Annotated in this window: 18 protein-coding genes; 4 read left to right on the top strand and 14 right to left on the bottom strand. The window is 63.5% G+C overall.

Annotated elements, in window-relative coordinates:
* Positions 1-69: 69 nt before the first annotated feature.
* Together GS424_RS01450 and GS424_RS01445 are read right to left on the bottom strand one after the other, a co-directional pair.
* Complete coding sequence (locus GS424_RS01450) at positions 70-1,134, bottom strand: ornithine carbamoyltransferase (RefSeq protein ID WP_154333373.1); 1,065 nt, start codon at positions 1,132-1,134, stop codon at positions 70-72.
* A gap of 94 nt (positions 1,135-1,228) precedes the next feature.
* Entirely contained in the window at positions 1,229-2,482 is a 1,254-nt protein-coding gene (locus GS424_RS01445) for an agmatine deiminase family protein (RefSeq protein ID WP_160942072.1), read from the bottom strand.
* A gap of 276 nt (positions 2,483-2,758) precedes the next feature.
* Between GS424_RS01445 and GS424_RS01440 the strand changes: the two genes are divergently transcribed.
* Positions 2,759-3,349 (top strand): TetR/AcrR family transcriptional regulator, encoded by a 591-nt coding sequence (locus tag GS424_RS01440; protein WP_160942073.1) that lies wholly within the window; start codon positions 2,759-2,761, stop codon positions 3,347-3,349.
* A 73-nt stretch (positions 3,350-3,422) separates the two neighbouring features.
* On the opposite strand, the gene purB is transcribed toward GS424_RS01440, so the two are convergent.
* Positions 3,423-4,766: an adenylosuccinate lyase gene (purB, locus tag GS424_RS01435; RefSeq protein WP_160942074.1), complete on the bottom strand. Its 1,344-nt coding sequence runs from the start codon at positions 4,764-4,766 to the stop codon at positions 3,423-3,425.
* A gap of 208 nt (positions 4,767-4,974) precedes the next feature.
* Between purB and GS424_RS01430 the strand changes: the two genes are divergently transcribed.
* Entirely contained in the window at positions 4,975-5,511 is a 537-nt protein-coding gene (locus GS424_RS01430) for an MOSC domain-containing protein (RefSeq protein ID WP_160942075.1), read from the top strand.
* 46 nt (positions 5,512-5,557) lie between these two features.
* Here the strand turns inward: GS424_RS01430 and GS424_RS01425 are convergent, their stop codons facing one another.
* From GS424_RS01425 to GS424_RS01380, 10 genes are all read right to left on the bottom strand, one after another.
* Complete coding sequence (locus GS424_RS01425) at positions 5,558-6,235, bottom strand: potassium channel family protein (protein ID WP_160942076.1); 678 nt, start codon at positions 6,233-6,235, stop codon at positions 5,558-5,560.
* A gap of 12 nt (positions 6,236-6,247) precedes the next feature.
* Positions 6,248-6,907: a potassium channel family protein gene (locus GS424_RS01420; protein ID WP_154333369.1), complete on the bottom strand. Its 660-nt coding sequence runs from the start codon at positions 6,905-6,907 to the stop codon at positions 6,248-6,250.
* 144 nt (positions 6,908-7,051) lie between these two features.
* Positions 7,052-7,594 (bottom strand): Rrf2 family transcriptional regulator, encoded by a 543-nt coding sequence (locus GS424_RS01415; protein WP_244977714.1) that lies wholly within the window; start codon positions 7,592-7,594, stop codon positions 7,052-7,054.
* A gap of 102 nt (positions 7,595-7,696) precedes the next feature.
* Positions 7,697-8,245, bottom strand: a complete 549-nt coding sequence (locus GS424_RS01410; protein ID WP_160942078.1) for a saccharopine dehydrogenase NADP-binding domain-containing protein — start codon at positions 8,243-8,245, stop codon at positions 7,697-7,699.
* Between the two features lie 146 nt (positions 8,246-8,391).
* Positions 8,392-9,222: a CMP-2-keto-3-deoxyoctulosonic acid synthetase gene (locus GS424_RS01405; protein ID WP_160942079.1), complete on the bottom strand. Its 831-nt coding sequence runs from the start codon at positions 9,220-9,222 to the stop codon at positions 8,392-8,394.
* Between the two features lie 283 nt (positions 9,223-9,505).
* Positions 9,506-10,573 (bottom strand): PspC domain-containing protein, encoded by a 1,068-nt coding sequence (locus GS424_RS01400; protein ID WP_160942080.1) that lies wholly within the window; start codon positions 10,571-10,573, stop codon positions 9,506-9,508.
* On the bottom strand, positions 10,570-11,910 hold the full coding sequence (locus GS424_RS01395; protein WP_160942081.1) for a hemolysin family protein: 1,341 nt from the start codon (positions 11,908-11,910) through the stop codon (positions 10,570-10,572). The genes GS424_RS01400 and GS424_RS01395 overlap by 4 nt, the downstream gene beginning before the upstream one ends.
* A 124-nt stretch (positions 11,911-12,034) precedes the next feature.
* The gene (gene trhA / locus GS424_RS01390; protein WP_193666563.1) at positions 12,035-12,727 is read right to left on the bottom strand and encodes a PAQR family membrane homeostasis protein TrhA; all 693 of its coding nucleotides are present in this window, start codon (positions 12,725-12,727) and stop codon (positions 12,035-12,037) included.
* A gap of 157 nt (positions 12,728-12,884) precedes the next feature.
* Entirely contained in the window at positions 12,885-14,717 is a 1,833-nt protein-coding gene (locus GS424_RS01385; RefSeq protein WP_160942082.1) for a PH domain-containing protein, read from the bottom strand.
* The gene (locus GS424_RS01380) at positions 14,717-15,205 is read right to left on the bottom strand and encodes a PH domain-containing protein (RefSeq protein ID WP_160942083.1); all 489 of its coding nucleotides are present in this window, start codon (positions 15,203-15,205) and stop codon (positions 14,717-14,719) included. The genes GS424_RS01385 and GS424_RS01380 overlap by 1 nt, the downstream gene beginning before the upstream one ends.
* A 118-nt stretch (positions 15,206-15,323) precedes the next feature.
* Between GS424_RS01380 and GS424_RS01375 the strand changes: the two genes are divergently transcribed.
* Both GS424_RS01375 and GS424_RS01370 read left to right on the top strand, forming a co-directional pair.
* Complete coding sequence (locus tag GS424_RS01375) at positions 15,324-16,136, top strand: prepilin-type N-terminal cleavage/methylation domain-containing protein (RefSeq protein ID WP_160942084.1); 813 nt, start codon at positions 15,324-15,326, stop codon at positions 16,134-16,136.
* 299 nt (positions 16,137-16,435) lie between these two features.
* Positions 16,436-16,879 (top strand): GatB/YqeY domain-containing protein, encoded by a 444-nt coding sequence (locus GS424_RS01370; protein ID WP_160942085.1) that lies wholly within the window; start codon positions 16,436-16,438, stop codon positions 16,877-16,879.
* A gap of 3 nt (positions 16,880-16,882) precedes the next feature.
* Here the strand turns inward: GS424_RS01370 and GS424_RS01365 are convergent, their stop codons facing one another.
* Positions 16,883-17,899 carry a DUF4190 domain-containing protein gene (locus GS424_RS01365; protein WP_160942086.1) on the bottom strand — a complete coding sequence of 339 codons (1,017 nt, stop codon included), beginning with the start codon at positions 17,897-17,899 and terminating at the stop codon, positions 16,883-16,885.
* Positions 17,900-17,902: the final 3 nt, after the last annotated feature.

Raw genomic sequence — 17,902 nt, 5'->3', positions numbered from 1 at the left:
CGAAGCCTCGGCGCTGCGCGAAACCCATCGCCCGCGCAGCGCTCGACTTCGACTCCTGAGAAGAGGCTCCTACAGGCCCAGCACCGCAGCCATGATCGCCTTGATCGTGTGCTGGCGATTTCCCGCCTCTCGGAAGATGACCGAAGCATTCCTCTCGAAGCACTCGTTGGATATTTCCAGACCCTCTGCGATGAACTGGCGCTCTTCCTCGTTCGGCGCCTGGGACATCAAGCGGCGCCCGGTCGCATGGTCGGCATTGTGCGTCGAAGGCAGCTCGTGCATGCAGAAGATGTCGGGGTTCTTCGTACGCTCCATGATCTCGTTGCTCACCCGATAGGGACGCAAGTGCTCGAAATCGCCCATCCAGCTCTCGTAGAGGTTGGGGTCGCACACTTCCTCGCCGCATTCGGGATTGATATAGCGCCATTCCTCGGTGACGAGCGCATCCATGCCCTCGAGCGCGTCAAGATCGGACGTGATGACAAACCGGGCGTTCGGCGCGTACCGGTCGAACATGTCCTGCACGTCGTCGATCATGCGCTGGCACATCTGGTGACGGTCTTGATCGGGGCCGATCGCATAGAAATCCATATCGAGCATGGCGGCCAATCGGCCGTAGAACAAAGGGGCACCTGCGCAGTTGCCCACGAAAGCGAGCTTTTTGTGGCGGCACGAGCCGCGTCCGCCCCACTGCTCTTCCATGGTCAGCGCATCGGCGAGCATCTGAGTGGGATGATCGCCCAGCGACAGAGCGTTGATTAGCGGAACGCCCGCCCACTCGGCCATCTGGTAGATGTACTCCTCATCGCGCTGGGCGCGGATGACGATGATGTCGTACATCTCGGAGAACACGCGCATGGTGTCCTCGATGGTCTCGCAATCGCCCATGTGGGAATTCGTCAGGTAGGTGAAGCCCATGCCCAGGTCGTTGCACGACGTTTCGAACGCGCACCGTGTGCGAGTGGAACCCCACTCGAAGTTCGCCACCACGTTCTTTCCCGGAAAATAGTGCTGATCGACGCCGGATTGCTTCTGCGCCTTCAAGGTGGCAGACAGGTCGATCAAGTAACGGAACTCGTCTTTCGAGAGATCGCGAAGATTGAGGATGTCGCGACCCAGCAGGTTATGGTTCATGGCAAAACGCCCTTTCTGGTATACTTTGTTCAGCATTTCTGAGACCGCGCCGATTGTCGGGAGAATAATCGGCGCGGTCGCTTGTTCAGCACCTTTACGCGCCTCTGCACGCTTTTCCCGCAGCGGGAACGTTCTTCGTCCAGCAATGCACGCCGCCGCCCGACATGTTGAGCGCCAGACTGTCCACCATCACGACTTCGCGATTCGGGAAACACGCTTTCAGCACCGATTCCGCCTGCTCGTCCTTCGCCTTGATGGCCGGGTCCATGCCCTCGTTCCAATAACGCTGGCCCACCACGACGCCGTTGCAGATGAGGAAGTTGCAGTATCCGGTGGAAGCGATGAAGTGCAGGTCGCCTTCGGGCCACGGAGTGCCGTCCGCAAAGCAGCCGCCCATCTCGTCGATGAACCCCTTGTACAGCTCGTAATCGTCGTCATCGGCGGTCAGCAGGTAATCGATGGGTATCGACACCGGCATGCGCACGATGGTAAACGGGTTGCCCTGCGCATCGGTTTCGGCGCGAAGCACCTCGTACGCCGCGTCCAGACGGCGCTTGCTTTCCGCTGCGGCAGCGCTCTCCGCCGCCTCCTCGTCGGTCACTTCGGCAAGGAGGATGGTCGAGCCATCCACGAACCGGCACATTTCATCGACATGCGCGGCGAAGCTCGTTCCAAAGTACGGAACCCCGGCACGATACTCGAGTGGCCCCATCCGGTAGTCGTCGTCCTCGACGGTGGGATGCGGCAGCCAGATGATCTTCTGAACGTTGTACAGGCGCTTGTACTCTTCCTCCACCTGCGCTTTCGTGAATCCAGGGTTGCGTTTGCGCACCTCGGTATCCTCGATGCACATCATGATGCCATCGCCGCTGAACTCGCGGTCGCCGCCTTCCGAAACCAGGTTCGAGCTCACGATGTCGTAGCAGCCCAGCGAAACGGCCATATGCACGCCGGCCTTGCGAGCGCACACGGCTTCGGGCGCGTCTTCGCTCCATACGCCGTAGTAGGTCCACCCGGGGTTCACCATGACCCTGCCGCCATGGTCATCCACCATAATCGTGGGGCCATTGTCGCGAACGTACCAGTTCGTGTCGGGGAATTGCGTGAACTCGATATCGTCGAGGTCCACGCAGGCGGTGCGCAGCGCGACGCGCGCTTTCTCCAGCACGCCCTCTGCCCCGCAATTGATATGGAGCTTGACGTCGCCATACTGCTGCAGGGCTTTGATGATCTCGATGCAGGTAGCGCGATTGTCGTAGCCTTGCATCTGAATGTCGTCGGGAAGCCACGTCATGAACACATCAGATTGCGGTTCGAATTCTCCTGGATGCCGATAGCTCTCAAACACGGGTCTCCACCTCCTCCGTGCTCCTCGGAAGCGCAGCGAGAGAAGCTTGGCAAGCGCCCGTCCACGAGCGGCGCCCCTCGCATCCCCTCTTTCGCTCCCGATTGATGAATTTTATTTACCTACCGGTCGGTATACACTATAATACTGAGCGGGCTATCGTTCGTCAACCATTGATTTTGGAAGATGCGGGTACATTCCAGCAAGACCGCACCACCATTCGACATTACAATGATTTTCATGACCTTGGAGATCAGGTCACAGAGCGGAAGGAACACCATGGAAGAATCGAGCACGCGGGAAAAGATATTGAAGGCGATGTACCAGCTTATCGCCGAAAAGGGCTACGACAAGGCGTCCATCAGCCAAATCTGCACGCTGGTGGGCATCACGAAGCCGTCGCTGTACTACTACTTCCCCTCGAAGGAAGACCTGTTCCGCGCGGTCTCCGAAAGCATGTGGCCCACGCTCGACTTCCAGGACGAAAGCTTCCTCGCCATCACCGACGCGCCTGGTTACCATGCCTTTCTCGACGCCATGGGGCGATCCATCATCGCGAATTACCACGACGACGAGGAGCGGCGGCACGTTCTCGCCGAGATAGACCTGCAGGCCACGCGCATTCCCAGCATCGCGTCCCAACAGGAGCGGCTGGGCAAATCCATGACGGAGGCGCTCACTGCCGTGTTGCAGCACGGATGCGACATCGGCGTGTTCGGGGACGGGTTCGACGCCACGAGAAACGCCGAGTTTCTGTACGTGGTACTCAACGGCACGAGCCAGGTCATCTCGCGCCATGAGCCGGTGGACGTCTACGCCGTTTGGGAGCAGGCCATCGACGCCGTGTTCTCGCAAGCCAAGACAAACTAGAGAGCGCCCGCCACGTGTGTCGCGGCGGGCGCTCGGCATCGCAGGCCCCGAAGGGAACCCTGAGGACTGGGCTTTAAAACTCCAGCTCTTTGAGGCGGTCGAAGACCACGTCTTTGCGGGTGAGGAAGTCCCAGGGATCGAAGATCTCGTCGAGCACCTCGGCGCTGAGGTTCGCCTCGGGGTCGGCTTCGAGGTTCTCGCGGTAGGTGGGGCCGTCCACGGCGTTCTGGATGTCCTCCCACACCTTCATGGCGTTGCGCTGCACGATGACGTACGCGTCCTCGCGGCTGATGCCGGTGTCCACGAGCGCCAACAGCACCTTCGAGCTGAAGATGAGGCCCTTCGTGCGCCACAGGTTCTGCTCCATCTTGGCGGGGTAGGTCTGCAGGCCGTCGAGCATCCACTGCATCTTGCCGAACATGTAATCGAGCGCGATGAAGCTGTCGGCCAGCGCGACGCGCTCGGCGCCGGAGTGGCTGATGTCGCGCTCGTACCACAGCGCCACGTTGTCGAAGGCCACCTGCGCGTTGCCCTTCACGGTGCGGGCCAGGCCGCAGACGCGTTCGGCCGTGATGGGGTTGCGCTTGTGCGGCATGGCGCTGCTCCCCTTCTGGCCCTTCGCGAACGGCTCCTCGGCCTCGATGACGTCGGACTGCTGCAGCAGGCGCACCTGCATGGCGATGGACTCCAGCGTGGACGCCGTCACCGCGAGGCCGGCCATGACCTGCGCGTGGCGGTCGCGCGCCAGCACCTGCGTGGACAGCGGATCGGCCTCAAGCCCCAGGCGCTCGCACACGAACTGCTCGACGAACGGGTCGATGCTGGAGTACGTGCCCACGGCACCGCTGATGGCGCCCGTGGCGGCCACCTTGCGGGCGTCCTCCATGCGCGTCTGGGCGCGCTTGAGGGCCCAGGCCCAGCTGCCGAACTTCATGCCGAACGTCATGGGCTCGGCGTGGATGCCGTGCGTGCGGCCCACGCACAGCATCTCCTGGAACTCGAAGGCGCGGCGCTTGCACGTTTCACCCAGCTGCTTGATGTCTTCGAGGATGATGTCGATGGCCTGCGTGATCTGGTAGGACAGCGCCGTGTCGCCCAGGTCGGACGACGTCATGCCGTAGTGCACCCAGCGGCTGGGCGGCTCCTGGCCCTCGGGTACGTCGGCGTCGATGTACTCGGCCATGTTCGTGGTGAACGCGATGACGTCGTGGTTCGTCACCTTCTCGATCTCGTCGATGCGCTCCACGGTGAAGTCGGCGTGCGCGCGGATCCACGCGGCCTCCTCCTTCGTGATGCCCGACTTCCCCAGCTCGGCCTGCGCCTCGCACGCCAGCACTTCGATTTCCTTCCAGATGGAGAACTTGTTCTCAAGCTCCCAGATGGCGCCCATTGCCGGGCGCGTGTAACGGTTGATCACACCGGTCCCTTTCCCACGTCGTACCTGATGGCAACCAGCATACCGCAAACGCGCGCCCGCGCGGCGTATTTCACGGAAAGCGCCGAGGGAACAAGGCGGGCGCAGGGCGGTCAGCAGACGGCAGCGGACACGCCCGCTTGACTTCCCTATTCTTGTTCGAGTAGTATATTTCCTATTATTTCACTAGGTTTTAGGGAGGATCCGGGTCATGGAGCAAGCACGACAGCACGAGGGGAACGCGCGGGGGCGCGTTCGCTCGATCAACGTGTCGAAGCGCAAGGGCACGCGCAAGACGCCGTGCGACGCGGCGGTGAGGGTGATCGCGCATCAGGGCGTGGCCGACGATGCACATGCCGGCGACTGGCATCGGCAGGTGTCGCTGCTTGCTTGGGAATCCATCGAGAAAGCGCGCGCGACCGGCCTCGACGTGGTGGAGGGCGACTTCGCCGAAAACGTCACCACCGAGGGTATCGACCTGCTGGCGCTGCCTCTGGGCACGCGCGTGCGCATCGGGAACGACGTGCTGCTGGAGCTGTCGCAGATCGGCAAGGTGTGCCACACGAAGTGCGCCATCTACCACCTGGCCGGCGACTGCATCTTCCCGCGCGAGGGCATCTTCTTCGTCGCGCTCGAGGGCGGCGCCATCAACGTGAACGATCCGGTGGAAGTCATCGCCCTCGGCGACGGCACCTGCGCCTACACCCCGCCCGAGGCCCTCGCCGAGCTGGCCGCCGCGCAGGGGTGAAGCCGCGTCCCCTCACGCGCCCGTCGCTCCGCACGGGGCGGGGGCGTCAGAGGGACTTGAACAGCGCCCGCACGTCGTCGAGCACCTCGTTGTCGACGACGACGATGGCCTTGTCGCCGGGGTACAGCACCGTCTCTTCGTTGGCCACTTCCACGTTGTCGTCGTCTTTCGGCGATACGGCCGCGATCAGGCTGTTCTCCGGCATGGGAAGCGATGACACGAGGATGCCGGCCTCGTTGGAATGATGGCGCATGCGCGGCACCACGATCTCGGTGAGCATGACGTTGCCGTGCGTCAGCGATGACGCGACGCTCACGCTGCCCAGCAGCGTCTCCTCCTCGATGAGGTTCGCGATGAGCGTGGTGGACGACACGCATTCGATGCCCACCTCCTTGAAGATGCGGAGGTTCTTCGGGCTGTTCACGCGCGCGATGCAGCGCGGCACGTTGAACACGCGCTGCGCGATCTCGCACGACACGAGGTTGTCGTCGTCCTGGCCGGTGGTGGCCACGAACACGTCGGCGCGGCGGATGCCGGCGTCTTCCTGGTACTTCGAGTCGCATCCGTCGCCGTGGATGACGAGGTAGCGCCCTTGGAGCGCCACCGACAGGCGGTCGGCCGTCGCGAGGTTCTCCTCGATCACCGCCACGTCGTTGCCGCTCGAAAGCAGCACCGAAGCCAGATATTCGCCAACTTTGCCGCCACCTGCGATAACGATGTACATATGAGAGCTCCCTTAGTCCTGGATGTAGCGGGCGAACGTCTCGATGAGCTCGTGGCGCACGCAGGCGAGCACCGAGTCCCCGTTGTAGAGGATGGAGTCGCGCGTGGGGATGGAGCTGGCGGAGCCGTCGCTGCGCTCGAACGCGATGATGCGGATGTCGTGGTCGCGCTCGAGCTCGCCCACGCGGATGGTGCGCTTGTCCGTGGAGCTGAGGTCGAGTGAGAAGCGCAGCACCTCGAACTCGCCGAACGTGTCGAGGTGGGCGCCGTGGCCCGACACCACCTTGCTGAACACGTCCTCGGCCACGAGCGACGTGCCGCACACGTAGTCGATGCCCAGCTGCATGTAGGCGCGCTCGTGATCGGGGTTGTACAGGCGCGCGATGACGTGCGGCACGCCGAACAGGCGGCTGCCCACCTCGGCGCACATGAGGTTCGTGTTGTCGAACTGGGTGACGGCGGCCATGACGTCGCAGTCCTCGATGCCGGCCTTCACGAGCGTCTCCTCGTCGAAGCCCACGCCCTGCACCGTGGAGCCGTTGAAGTTGCGGCCCAGGTTCGCGAACGCGTTGGCGTTCTTGTCGATGACGCACACGTTGTTGCCGTTGTCCGACAGCATATTCGCCAGCTGAGATCCGACGCGGCCGCAGCCGACGACGATCACGTTGCTCATACCGATCCTTTCACCTGGCGCCCACGCGGCGCCGATTTTCTGCTGCGCCCTAGCATACTGCATGGACGCGGGCGCGGCCAGCGTCGCCATAGAACGGCGACAAAGGCGTAACGTGGAGCAATCAGGTACTTAGGAACGAATGTTTCACGTGAAACATTCAGCGGAACGCGCCTCGACAACCTCGAAGCCGTGCTCTTTGTACCACGCGACGACGGTTGGGAGGTCGATCCCCTTTTCGTGATGGGCCTCGATTTCGTAGCGAAGCTCTTCCAACGTCGTGCGCGCGAGGACGTCCCTCATCGCAGCGACGGCCTCCCGCAGATGGATGAGCAGCAACTCTCGAATGGAGCCGCCGACGGGGCATGCGCCCGACAGCGTATCGGAGAACTTGAACATCTCGTCGACGGAATCCGTCTCGACGGCGGCGTACACGTCCCAAAGCGTGATCTCGCACGCGGGCCGAGCCAGCGCGGTGAAGCCGGTCCCCCGCTGCACCGTCAGCAGCTCCGCGCTTTTGAGCTTCGCGTACACGTTTCTGACGGTGACGGGGTTGGTTCCCACGCTTTCCGCGACCATGTCGCTGGTAACGCGGACGTCCGAAAAGTACGCGATCATGATGAGCGCGTGAACGGCAATCGTGAATTGTCTGCCTACCCTCATAAAAGCCCACTTTCTCGCCTGCTGCACCAACCCATGGTACCGCAAGCGAAGCGCAGCGGCAGGGATAGCTCGCCGAATTCACCGCCAAGCTATCCCCGTCCCCTGCCGCGCGCCGTGTGCTCGCTGTGTTTACGCGAGCCAGGCTTTGGTGAGTCGGTCGATCAGGAGGCGCGCAACCACCTCGACGTGAACCGGCGGCAGCGCGTCCAAGGCGCCGGCTCGTATCGCCCTCAGGAGGTCGTCGTCGCGATCGGCACCGTAGGCAACCGTCAGATCGTAGTTGACGACGGGCACCGCGCCCTCGCGCAGGGCTTCCAGCTCGCGCGCCTTCATGTCCGCGAAATCCGCGAACCCCTCACCGGCCGCGGCGCCGTCAATGCCGACGTTGCCGATGGCCTGCACGCCGTGCCGCTCGGCAAATGCGCGCATGGTTTTCATCGCGTCCATGCTTCCGTACGCGAGATTGACCAGGTAATCGACCGTTTCGGGCAGCGCCCCCTCGAAGGCGGCCTCATCGTTGACGTCCACCTGCGCGTGATGCACGCGCTCGTCCTCGATCTCCCGACGGTCGCTGCGACTCGTCACGTACAGCTGCGCCTCGGGGTCCCGCTTCAACCACTGCCGCGTGATCTCGCGACCGATATAACCATTGCCTCCGACCAATACGATCGTTGCCATGTTCGCCATCCTTCGTTGCTTGGTTTGTAATAATCGTAGCTACAAACATAGCGTACCGCCTCACGTTTGTAATGTCAATAACTACAAACTGAGAGAACGCGAAGGTGCGTGCAAAAAGAACCGCCGGCTCGGGGCCGGCGGTTCGCTTAGATCATTTGCATCTGGCTGATGGTTTTGGTGTACCAGTCCATGTAGGTGGGTGGGCAGTACTTCTGCGCATTCGCCACGGTGATGGAGTAGCCGTATCCGCTTGCCAGGCCCGCCACGTGGGCGTTGATGGCCTCTTCCCAGCTGGACCAACTGCTGCTTCCCCAGCCCCAGGCGTTGTACGGCTTGAAGCACACAGCACCCTTGGAGCTTTCGGTGTTGGAGATGGCCGGCGACCAGCGCGGGTCGACGCCGTTGTTCCAAGCGGCCTCGGCGAACGTGGAGCCGTACCCTGCCAGCGGAGAACCGGCGAGGTAGTTGTCGATACGGGAGGTCCACTGGGTGATGAAGGCTTCCTTGCCTACGGTGAAATCAACTTCGGAAAGCATGGCGGCTGCATTCGCAGCGCTTTCCTGAGCGGCTCGAGCTTCCTGCTCGGCCTTCGCCTGCTCGGCGGCCGCGATGCGGGCCTCCTCCTCGGCGCGTGCCGCCTCTTCGGCGGCGATGCGGGCGGCCTCTTCCTCGGCCTCGATGGCCTCGATGCCCTGCGAGATGTCGCGCGACGCGGTGCTCGTGAGCACGGTGGTCTCGCGCGGGGAAGCGGCGGCGTCGGAGGTTGCGGCGGAGAAGTCCGCCGATTGCGTTGCGGTAGCGGCAGCGCTCGTGCTTGACGCATCGATGCCGAACGAGTCGATATCGTGCGCGGCGCCGCTTCCAGCAGAGGCGAACCCGAAGCCGATGCACCCGGTCAGCACGCAGGATGCGCAGCCAACCGCGAGGATCTTCGCAGCCAGGTTCGACTTCTTTTGTATGAAGCGCTTTTTAGCCAAAACGTCGGTTACCTTTCGTTGAACAGCGCACGACCTCGGGCCGCCGAAGCGGTTGACAGCGTAGTAAGTTGTGTGGGGGTTTGCTGCCGGAAGGCGATATGCTGTTGTGACAGGACGTATTCTAGCTGAGAAGGGGGGTCGAGGGCAAAGTTTTGTGGAGACGCCCTACATGATTTGTTCGCTTGACAAGGGGAGAAACCGCATTTCAGCAGGTGAATTGCCTTACTCTTCACCAGGAGAAAAAGCGAACGGAATGTGTTGGCTGAAGCGACATGCCCGCGCTTCAATCAACGGTCAAGGTTGCGACGGCCTCGCTGGAGCCGATTCCCTCCCACGGCTGCATGTCGAACCGATATTCGCGCCCGTACGGAGCCGATATGACCAGCTCCTCCGTGACGCCCGGAACCGAGTACCAGACCATGCCCACAACGCAGAACGCCACGAAGCACAGGCCCGCCAGCAGCGTGAGCGTCGGCGACTTCAACGCCCCGCCCAGCAGCAGCAATCCCGCAACCATGAGCAGCAGCGGCCACAGGTTGACCAGCATCCGCTCAAGGGATTGCCAGCCGATCACGTCGAGGCTCATCAGCACCAGCACCACGCCGGCGAAAAACGCGATGAGGCCGTCCACGAACTTGCGCATGCGGTGCCCCTCCTCGCCGGGGATCACCATGCGCACGATGCCCAGGATGACGAAGATGAGCGGCCAGTACTGCCACCACACCGCGTCTTCCATCATGCTGGCCACCATGGCCGACACGCCGAAGAACAGCAGGAACGACCCCACCCACAAGGCAACTCTCACGCCGGAGCGCGAGGTTGGCGCCGGCGACTGCTGCGGTTGCGGCGGAGCCGAGGACCAACCTTCGTACGGCGGCGTCGGGGGCGGCGTGAACGGCGGCTGAGGGGCGCCCGTCGCGTCGACGGGCGGCACGGGCGCGCGCGACGCGCCCGCAGGGGGCTCGGGCGGCACATGGGCGGCCGACGTATAGGTGGGATGCGTGTAGCGCCAGCTCGCCGCTTGAGCGGGGCTGGGAGCCTTCGGGGTTTTCGGGGCCTTCGCCGTGCCCGGCTCGCCCTTGCGGGGCGCGTCGAAGTCCACCGCTCCGTACGTTTCGGAATGGACGGACTGGGGCTCCACGTCGAACGGGGCCTCTTCCTTCGGCTCGAGCGGCAGCACGATCCACAGCACGATGTACGCGATGCCCAGCAGGCCCGCCGAGGCGAAGGTGAACACCACCATGATGATACGGACGATGAGGGGGTCGACGTTGAAATAATCGGCCACACCCGCGCATACGCCGCCTATGAGCGCCTTTCGCGAGCGGAGCAGCCGTTTTTCACTCGTCACGCTTCCTCCTGGTCGATCGCCTCAACGGCATCCACGCGGGATGGGGAGGGATCGTCCAGTCGTTCCACGCGCACCGTTGAAATGCGGCGACGGCGCATGGCCTGAATCTTGAACCGGTATCCGCCGAGCGCAAGCTCCTCGCCCACCTGAGGCACCGAGTCGAGCGTGTTCATGAGCCAGCCCGCGATGGTTTCGTAATCGGACGAATCCTCCACCGGCCACCCGAGTTCCGCGGCATCTTCGACGGGGAATCGCCCGTCAACCAGCCACACGTTTTCGCTCTCCTGCTCGACGAACGGGTTCTCTCGGTCCGTTTCGTCCACGATCTCGCCGACGACTTCCTCCACAATGTCCTCAACGGTAATTAAACCATCGGTACCACCGTACTCGTCAACGACGATGGCCATCTGTTGACGATTCGTTTGCATCTCGGCCAACAGCGGAAAGAGGTCCTTCGTCTCGGGCACGAACATGGCCTCGTAGGCGTACTCGGCCACGGGCTCGTGCTCCTTGCCGTCCATGAGCGGCGCCACGAGGTCCTTGAAGTGGACGATGCCCACGATGCGGTCGATGTCCTCATGGTACACCGGCAGGCGCGAGTAGCCCGTGCCGCGCATGCGTTCGACGGCCTGACGCACCGTGTCGACGTCTTCCACGAACATCATGTCCACGCGCGGCGTCACGATCTCGTGGACCGTCATGTCGCCCAGGTCGAGGATGTCGTGGATCATGCGCTTCTCGTCGTCAAGCAGCTCGTCGTTGTCCGTGACCATGTACTTGATCTCTTCTTCGGACACGTTCTGGCGTTCGTCAGCGTTCTTGATGCCGAACAGGCGCGACAGCCCATTCGCGGACGCCGAGGTGAGCGCGACCAGCGGCGAAGCGACCTTCTGGAACACCATGAGCGGGCCGGCCACCATCTTGCTGACGCGCTCGGCGTCGGCCAGCGCGATGCGCTTCGGCACGAGCTCGCCCACCACGATGCTGAGGTACGACACGATGAGCGTGATCAGCACGGGGGCAAGACCGGGCGCAATGACCGTGAGCCACGCGATGTTGAAGCCGGACAACCATTGCGCCAGCGGGTCGGACAGGTTCGTGGCCGCGGCCGCGGAAGCGAAGAACCCGACGAGCGTGATGGCCACCTGGATGGTCGCGAGGAACTGGCCCGAGTCGGCGGCCAGGCTCAGCGCGCGCTCGGCGCCCTTGTCGCCCTCGTCGGCGTCGCGCTGCAGCAGCACGTGCCGCGCGTTGACGAGCGCCATTTCCGACATCGAGAAGTACCCGTTCACCAGCACGAGCACGAACGTGACGACGATGCTAATCCAAATGTCCATGAATGCGATGCAACTCCTTCAGCAAGCGGATGATGCGCATCTTCTGCGCCCTCTTGTCGCGATGCGCCCCGGCCTCGCGACAACCGTGGGGCTGTCATGCCCGCGCGCTTGTGCACGCAGCCGCTTACATAACGTACAGGGAGATGGCCAGAAACTGCAGGACGCTTCCGGCGAGTACCCAGAGATGGAACAGGGAGTGCATGTACGGCACCTTCTTCAACACGTAGAAGATGCACCCGATGGAGTAGCAGATGCCGCCGCCCACGAGCAGCCACAGGCCCGGACCCGGGATGGCCTCGATGAGCGCGGGAAGGAACCACACGACGCACCAGCCCATGAGCAGGTACAACACGGCGGACACCCAGCGCGGGCGGAACACCCAGAACGCTTCGCAGGCAACGCCGGCCAGCGCCACGAGCCACACGAACGCGCACAGCCACACGCCGCCGGAATCGGCGAGCGAGATGAGGCAGAACGGGGTGTAGGATCCGGCGATGAACAGGTAGATGCAGCTGTGGTCGAGTACCTTGAACACGCGCTTCGCCCGATCGACCGCGATGGCGTGGTACAGCGTGGACATGGTGTACTCGAGCAGCATGGTGAGCGCGTACACGAGCGCGGCGAACAGGTAGATGCCGCCTCCGTCGTCGAGCGCGCGCACGACGAGAATGGGGATGGCCGCGATGGCCAGCAGCACGCCGATGCCGTGCGAGATGGAGTTCGCGATCTCCTCCCCCAGCGTGTACTCCCGGATGTTGCGCGCCTTGTTCGCAGCGCTGGCCGAGGTGTTGGACACCTCGTCGCGCAGCGCGTGCATGTTGACGTAGTCGTTCGGCTTGAACTGCGAAGGCGTCCAGCCGGGAACGGGTTTCTGCACGGCTGCGGGCGCAGCCGTGGAGGGGCGCTCGGCATCGTGGCCGGGGCCGGTACTTCGAGCGCCTTTGGTGTCGGATGTGGTTGATGCGTTCATGGTGCTACTGTATCACATTTCCATGGGGCTTGAGCCATGCGAGCCAGGCGCGGGCATCGTCCTCTCGGGCATCGATGAGCCTGATGGTGGTGCCTCCAATGCCTGCTGCAGTGCGCGCGCTGACCGTGGCGGTGCCGGCATTGCGTTGAAAAGGATTCGTCTTGGTGTAACCGAACTGTATCTTTTTGCGCGGGAAGCTGATGGTCTCGCGCGCGAAACCGCCGTTGCTCACCTGCATGAAACGCTCGTTGTACGCGAAGCCGGAACCGCGGAACCACAGCACGGCGCCCACCGCGTCGAGGATGAGCAGCACCACCGCCAGCGCGTAGCCGAACAGCGCGCCGTTGTTGACGAAGAACAGGGTCATCGCCTCGTCGGGCACCGCGGGGTTCGCGAGCACGTTCACCGCGATCTGCCCCACCGCCACGAGAACGGCCAGCCAGAACCCCGTACCCTGGATGAGGCAGCGACGGATGATGGCGCGGCGCAGCCCCACCGGCGCCACCGGGATGTTGTCGGTGGGCACGTCGGCGAACTCGGGGATGATGCCGGCGAGGATCTCGGGCACGCGGGTCATCTTCACGAAGGGGTGGATGACGAGGCCCTGCTGGTTGAGGCTTTTCTGCTGGTCGTCCGAGCCCTCAGCCGCGGCATCGATCTTGCCGAGGGACAGCTCGCAGTAGCCCAGCAGGCGGCGGATGAAGCTCTGCTTCACCACCACCGACTGCACGCGATCGACGTCGACGCCCTGGAAGCGATGCTGCAGCAGGCCGTGCTCCACCTCGATGCGGTTGTCGCGACGGCACGCGCGGAACCCGCCGTACGAGATGCAGGCGCCGATGGCGGATAGGAGCCACAGCACGAGCGACGCGCCGACGAAGGCCGCCACGCCCGCCGCGATGAGGTTGCCGCCGAACAGCTGGACGCTCGCGCCCACGACGTTTCCCACGAGCGGCTCCATCGTGCCGGACAGGAGGGGCGCCATCTCGCCCATGAACTGCGCGACCGCGCCGACGATGCCGATGACCACGACGAAAAACGCCGTGTTGTTCGACAGGCCGGTGAAGATGAGCTCCTTGTTGGACATGCCGTATTCGTAGGTGACGCGGCCCGTGTCCACCGCCGCGCCGCCGAACACGCCGCGCACGTCCTGCCAGATCTCGGCCGGCGCGTCCAGGACGTTGGCGTTGGCGGCCTCGTGCGCGCCTTGCGGGACGGCGCCCGCCGCGACGGCGACAGCCGCAGCCGCGGCTTCGGCCTCGGAAGCGGCGCCGTTCTGCACGGCAACGACGTACTGCTTGCGCGCGAACAGCTCGCGGCGCAGCTCTTCGGCCTGCGTCTTCTGCACGTACGGCACCATGACGGCCTTGTTCGACGCGCCGCCCGCCGTGTCGATGCTGACGCTGCACACGCCGAAGATGCGCTGGATGAGCGTCGCGCGCTGATCGACGGACTGGATGCGCTGGTAGGGCACGTGCACGCGCTTCTTGTTGAGGATGCCCGAGTACAGGTTGAACTCCTCGGGTCCCAGCTCGTAGTAGAGATGCTTGTAGGAAATCACCTGGTAGACGGCGATGAGCTCCACGAGCACGACGATGCCGACGATCACGGCCCCGATGATGAGCACGAGCGTGGGGATGTCGCCGCGCGTGATGACCTCGCCGTCGGAGATGGCCCCGATGATGGCCGAGAACGAGGAGAACGCCACGACGACCAGCAGCATGAACGCCGTGCGCAGGCTGCCGAGCCAGATGTAGCTGTGGTGGACGTGGTGCTTCTGCAGCTCCCTGGGTGCAGGTTGCGGTTGGGGCTGCGGCGCTTGCTGGAAGTCCGTCATCACACGTCCTCCTGGGCGAGACGCGCGAGCTCGGCGGCGCGATCGCGCAGCCGCTCGGCGACGTCGGCGCTGAGGCCGGGTATCTCATGCTCGCCGGCGGCCGTGGCCACCGTGACGCTGGACAGGCCGAACGCGCGCAGGATGGGTCCTTGGCGCGTGTCGGTGTTCTGCACGCGAATGAACGGGATGACGAAGCGCTTGCGCCACACGATGCCGCGCGCGATGTCGAGGTAGTCGTTGGACAGCTCGTAACGCCAGCGCATGAAGCGGATGGGCGGCAGCACCACGAGCCACACGACGAGGCACACGACGAAGACGATGGCGATGGCGACGAGCACGATGAACATCCACGGAGCCGGCTCCACCGCCGCCGCGATGGCGAATGGAACGAAGCAGCAGAGGAACACCACCGTGAGCCAAATCGCATCGTTGATGCGCCACACGGTTTTGACCTTCGGATCGAGCTGATGCGCCGGCAAGTCTTTCATACCTATCCTTCTCGTCAGTACCTTCACAATAGTGCTTTCATGATACCAGAGAGCGCATGCATACATTGTGCGCGGGAACAAGACCAGCTATGATGCTGCCAGTCGTGAAGGAGCAGCCATGCCGCATCGCCCGTCCCCATATCGCGCCGCCCACAGCCGCCGCACCGCCGGGTTCACCCTGGCCGAGCTGCTCGTGGTGGTGGCCATCGTGGCCGTCCTCGTGGCCGTCGCCATCCCCGTGTTCACGGGCGCGCTGGGCAACACCGAAGAAGCCACCTGCGCCGCCAACCGCCGCTCGGTGAAGAGCATGTACACCAACGCCTGGCTGCTCGACCAGAACCAGAATCAACAGACGCTGTTCGGCAATTGCGTCGCGCAGCTCAAGAAGCAAAACAACGATGTGTTGTGCCCGAGCGAAGGAAACTACACCGCCACGTTTACCTCCAACGGCGCCGTCATCATCAAATGCAGCAAGCACGGAGCGGGCATGGACGACGATATGAACGGCTGGATCTACGAAACGTATAAGGACAACATGACGCAATATCTCGGAGGCGAAGGTCTCCGCAACGCATACGCCACCGCCCACGGCCTGACCTCGTGGACCGAAGTGAAGCGGCCCGACGGAGAAAGCGGAGCGAAGCTGTACCTCCAAATGAAGAACTACCAGAACAATCCTGGAGGAGCCTTTCTGTATGCAGGCTACGAAAGCCAGATAACCGGCGGCGGAAAGCAATGGTACGCTCGCTACGTATGCGACAGCAACGGCCTGATTGGGCCTGCCGGCCAATGGTACGAAGTTCCCGAGAACACCAACGTGTCGCTCACCGACGACAAGAACGGTAAGGGCATGGACAAGATGCAGGCCCTGCTCGAAGAGAACAAGGACAACAAGGTCACGCTCGAAGGCGACAAGTTCGTCAAAGCCTGAATCTTGCGAGGAAAGCCTTGGTTTCTGCACAAAAATGACCGCTGTGAAGCGATTTCAGCGTCGTAAGGAGGACACGCCGAGTTCCCGACCGTCGCCCTCCTGTATACCCTGGACGTTTTCCCAGGTCGTGAGATATCGCCCCGGCGATCATTGGGGCGGCGGGCTTCACAGCGGTGATTTTTGTGCAGAAATAGGCCGGAGACGCATGCGACGCTCGAAGCGAGGACGAACCCGAAGGATGCGTCTACCCGATGCAGTATACTCAAGGGGATCAAACCTGCGAGTGAAACGAGGTTCCCATGCGCTACGACGAGCTGCAAGACGAAATCAAGAATGCGATGCGCGCGAAGGACAAGCCGAAGCTGTCCATCCTGCGCCAGGTGCACGGCGAGATCAAGAACATCGAGGTGAACGAGCGCCGCGACATCACGGACGCGGACGTGGACGCCATGTTCAAGCGCCTCATCAAGCAGACGAAGGAGACGCTCGACGGCTCCATCAAGGCCGGCAACGACCAGGAGCGCACCGACACCCTCGCCGCCCAGGTGGCCATCCTGGAAAGCTACCTGCCCAAGCAGGTGTCCGGCGACGAGCTGATCGCCCTCATCGACGAGGTGCTGGCCGAGACGGGCGCCTCGTCGAAGAAGGACATGGGCCGCGTCATGGGCGCCCTCACGCAAAAAACGGGCGGCAACTTCGATAAAGCCGCCGCCGCAAAAGAACTCGGTCAGAAGTTGGCGTAGTCCCTACAGCCCGAAGAGGTAGTCGAGCTCGTCGGACCAGGAATCTTCGTCCACCTGCCAGGCGTCGCCGGACTTGACGAGGTCGAGGCTCACGTAGTTCGTGGCCATGGCGGTGGTCTTGTCCATGGCGGCCTGGTAGAGCTCGCCGAGGAGGGCCTTCGCGCCAGCCTCGTCGAGGGTCTGCATCTCACCGGCGTCGATGGCCGCCTGCACGTCCTCCATGAACGTGGTGGCGAAGGCCATCGAGTCGCGCAGCGTCACGTCGGCGTAGGCGGTGCCCGTGCCGTCGCCGTTGTCGTACGCGCCATCAAGCTGGTAATCGAAATCGGTCAGCATCCACTCGACGAACACGGCAGGGTCGATGCCGAGGTCGGTCAGGCTGTAGCCCGTCGCGTCCGACAGCTGCTCGTCGGCGTCGTCGGCGATCTGCTGCATGGTGGCGGCGTCCTTGTTCTTCAACAGGTCGAGCTTGTCGGACATCGCCGCTTCCATCTGCTGGTCGCCCTCGGTGATGGCGGACAGGTCGGACGTGGAAGAAGAGCGGTATTCGACGTCGTCGTAGGCGGCCACGAACGCGAGCATGCCCAGGCCGAGCACCACGTACAGGAAGAACGCCAACACGGACAGCACGATGCCGACGATGCCGCACACCTTGCCGCCGGTCGCCTTGCTGTCCTTCCCCATCGCCTTGACGGCCTGCACGGCAAGCACGATGGCGACGATGCCCAGCACGATGCCCAGCAGGATCGTCGCCGAGAACAGGATGGCCAGGATGCCGCACACGAGCGCGGCGACGGCCTTGCCGTTGGACTGCGGGGCAACCGGCTGGTAATAGGGAGGCTGCTGCCCGTACGCCTGGCCGGGCTGCTGCGGCTGCCCGTAGGGAGCGGGCCCGGGAACGGGCGCCGTCGGCTGCGCGTAGGGGCTCGCCGGCTGCGCGGGTTGAGCCGGCTGCGCCGGCGTCGGGGTCGCAGGCGGAACAGGCTGCTGAGGCGGCTGCGGCTGGGTCTGGTCGTCCATGAT

This window comes from Eggerthella guodeyinii (assembly GCF_009834925.2).
Classification (GTDB): domain Bacteria; phylum Actinomycetota; class Coriobacteriia; order Coriobacteriales; family Eggerthellaceae; genus Eggerthella; species Eggerthella guodeyinii.
This window is presented reverse-complemented; position numbering and strand designations above follow the sequence as displayed.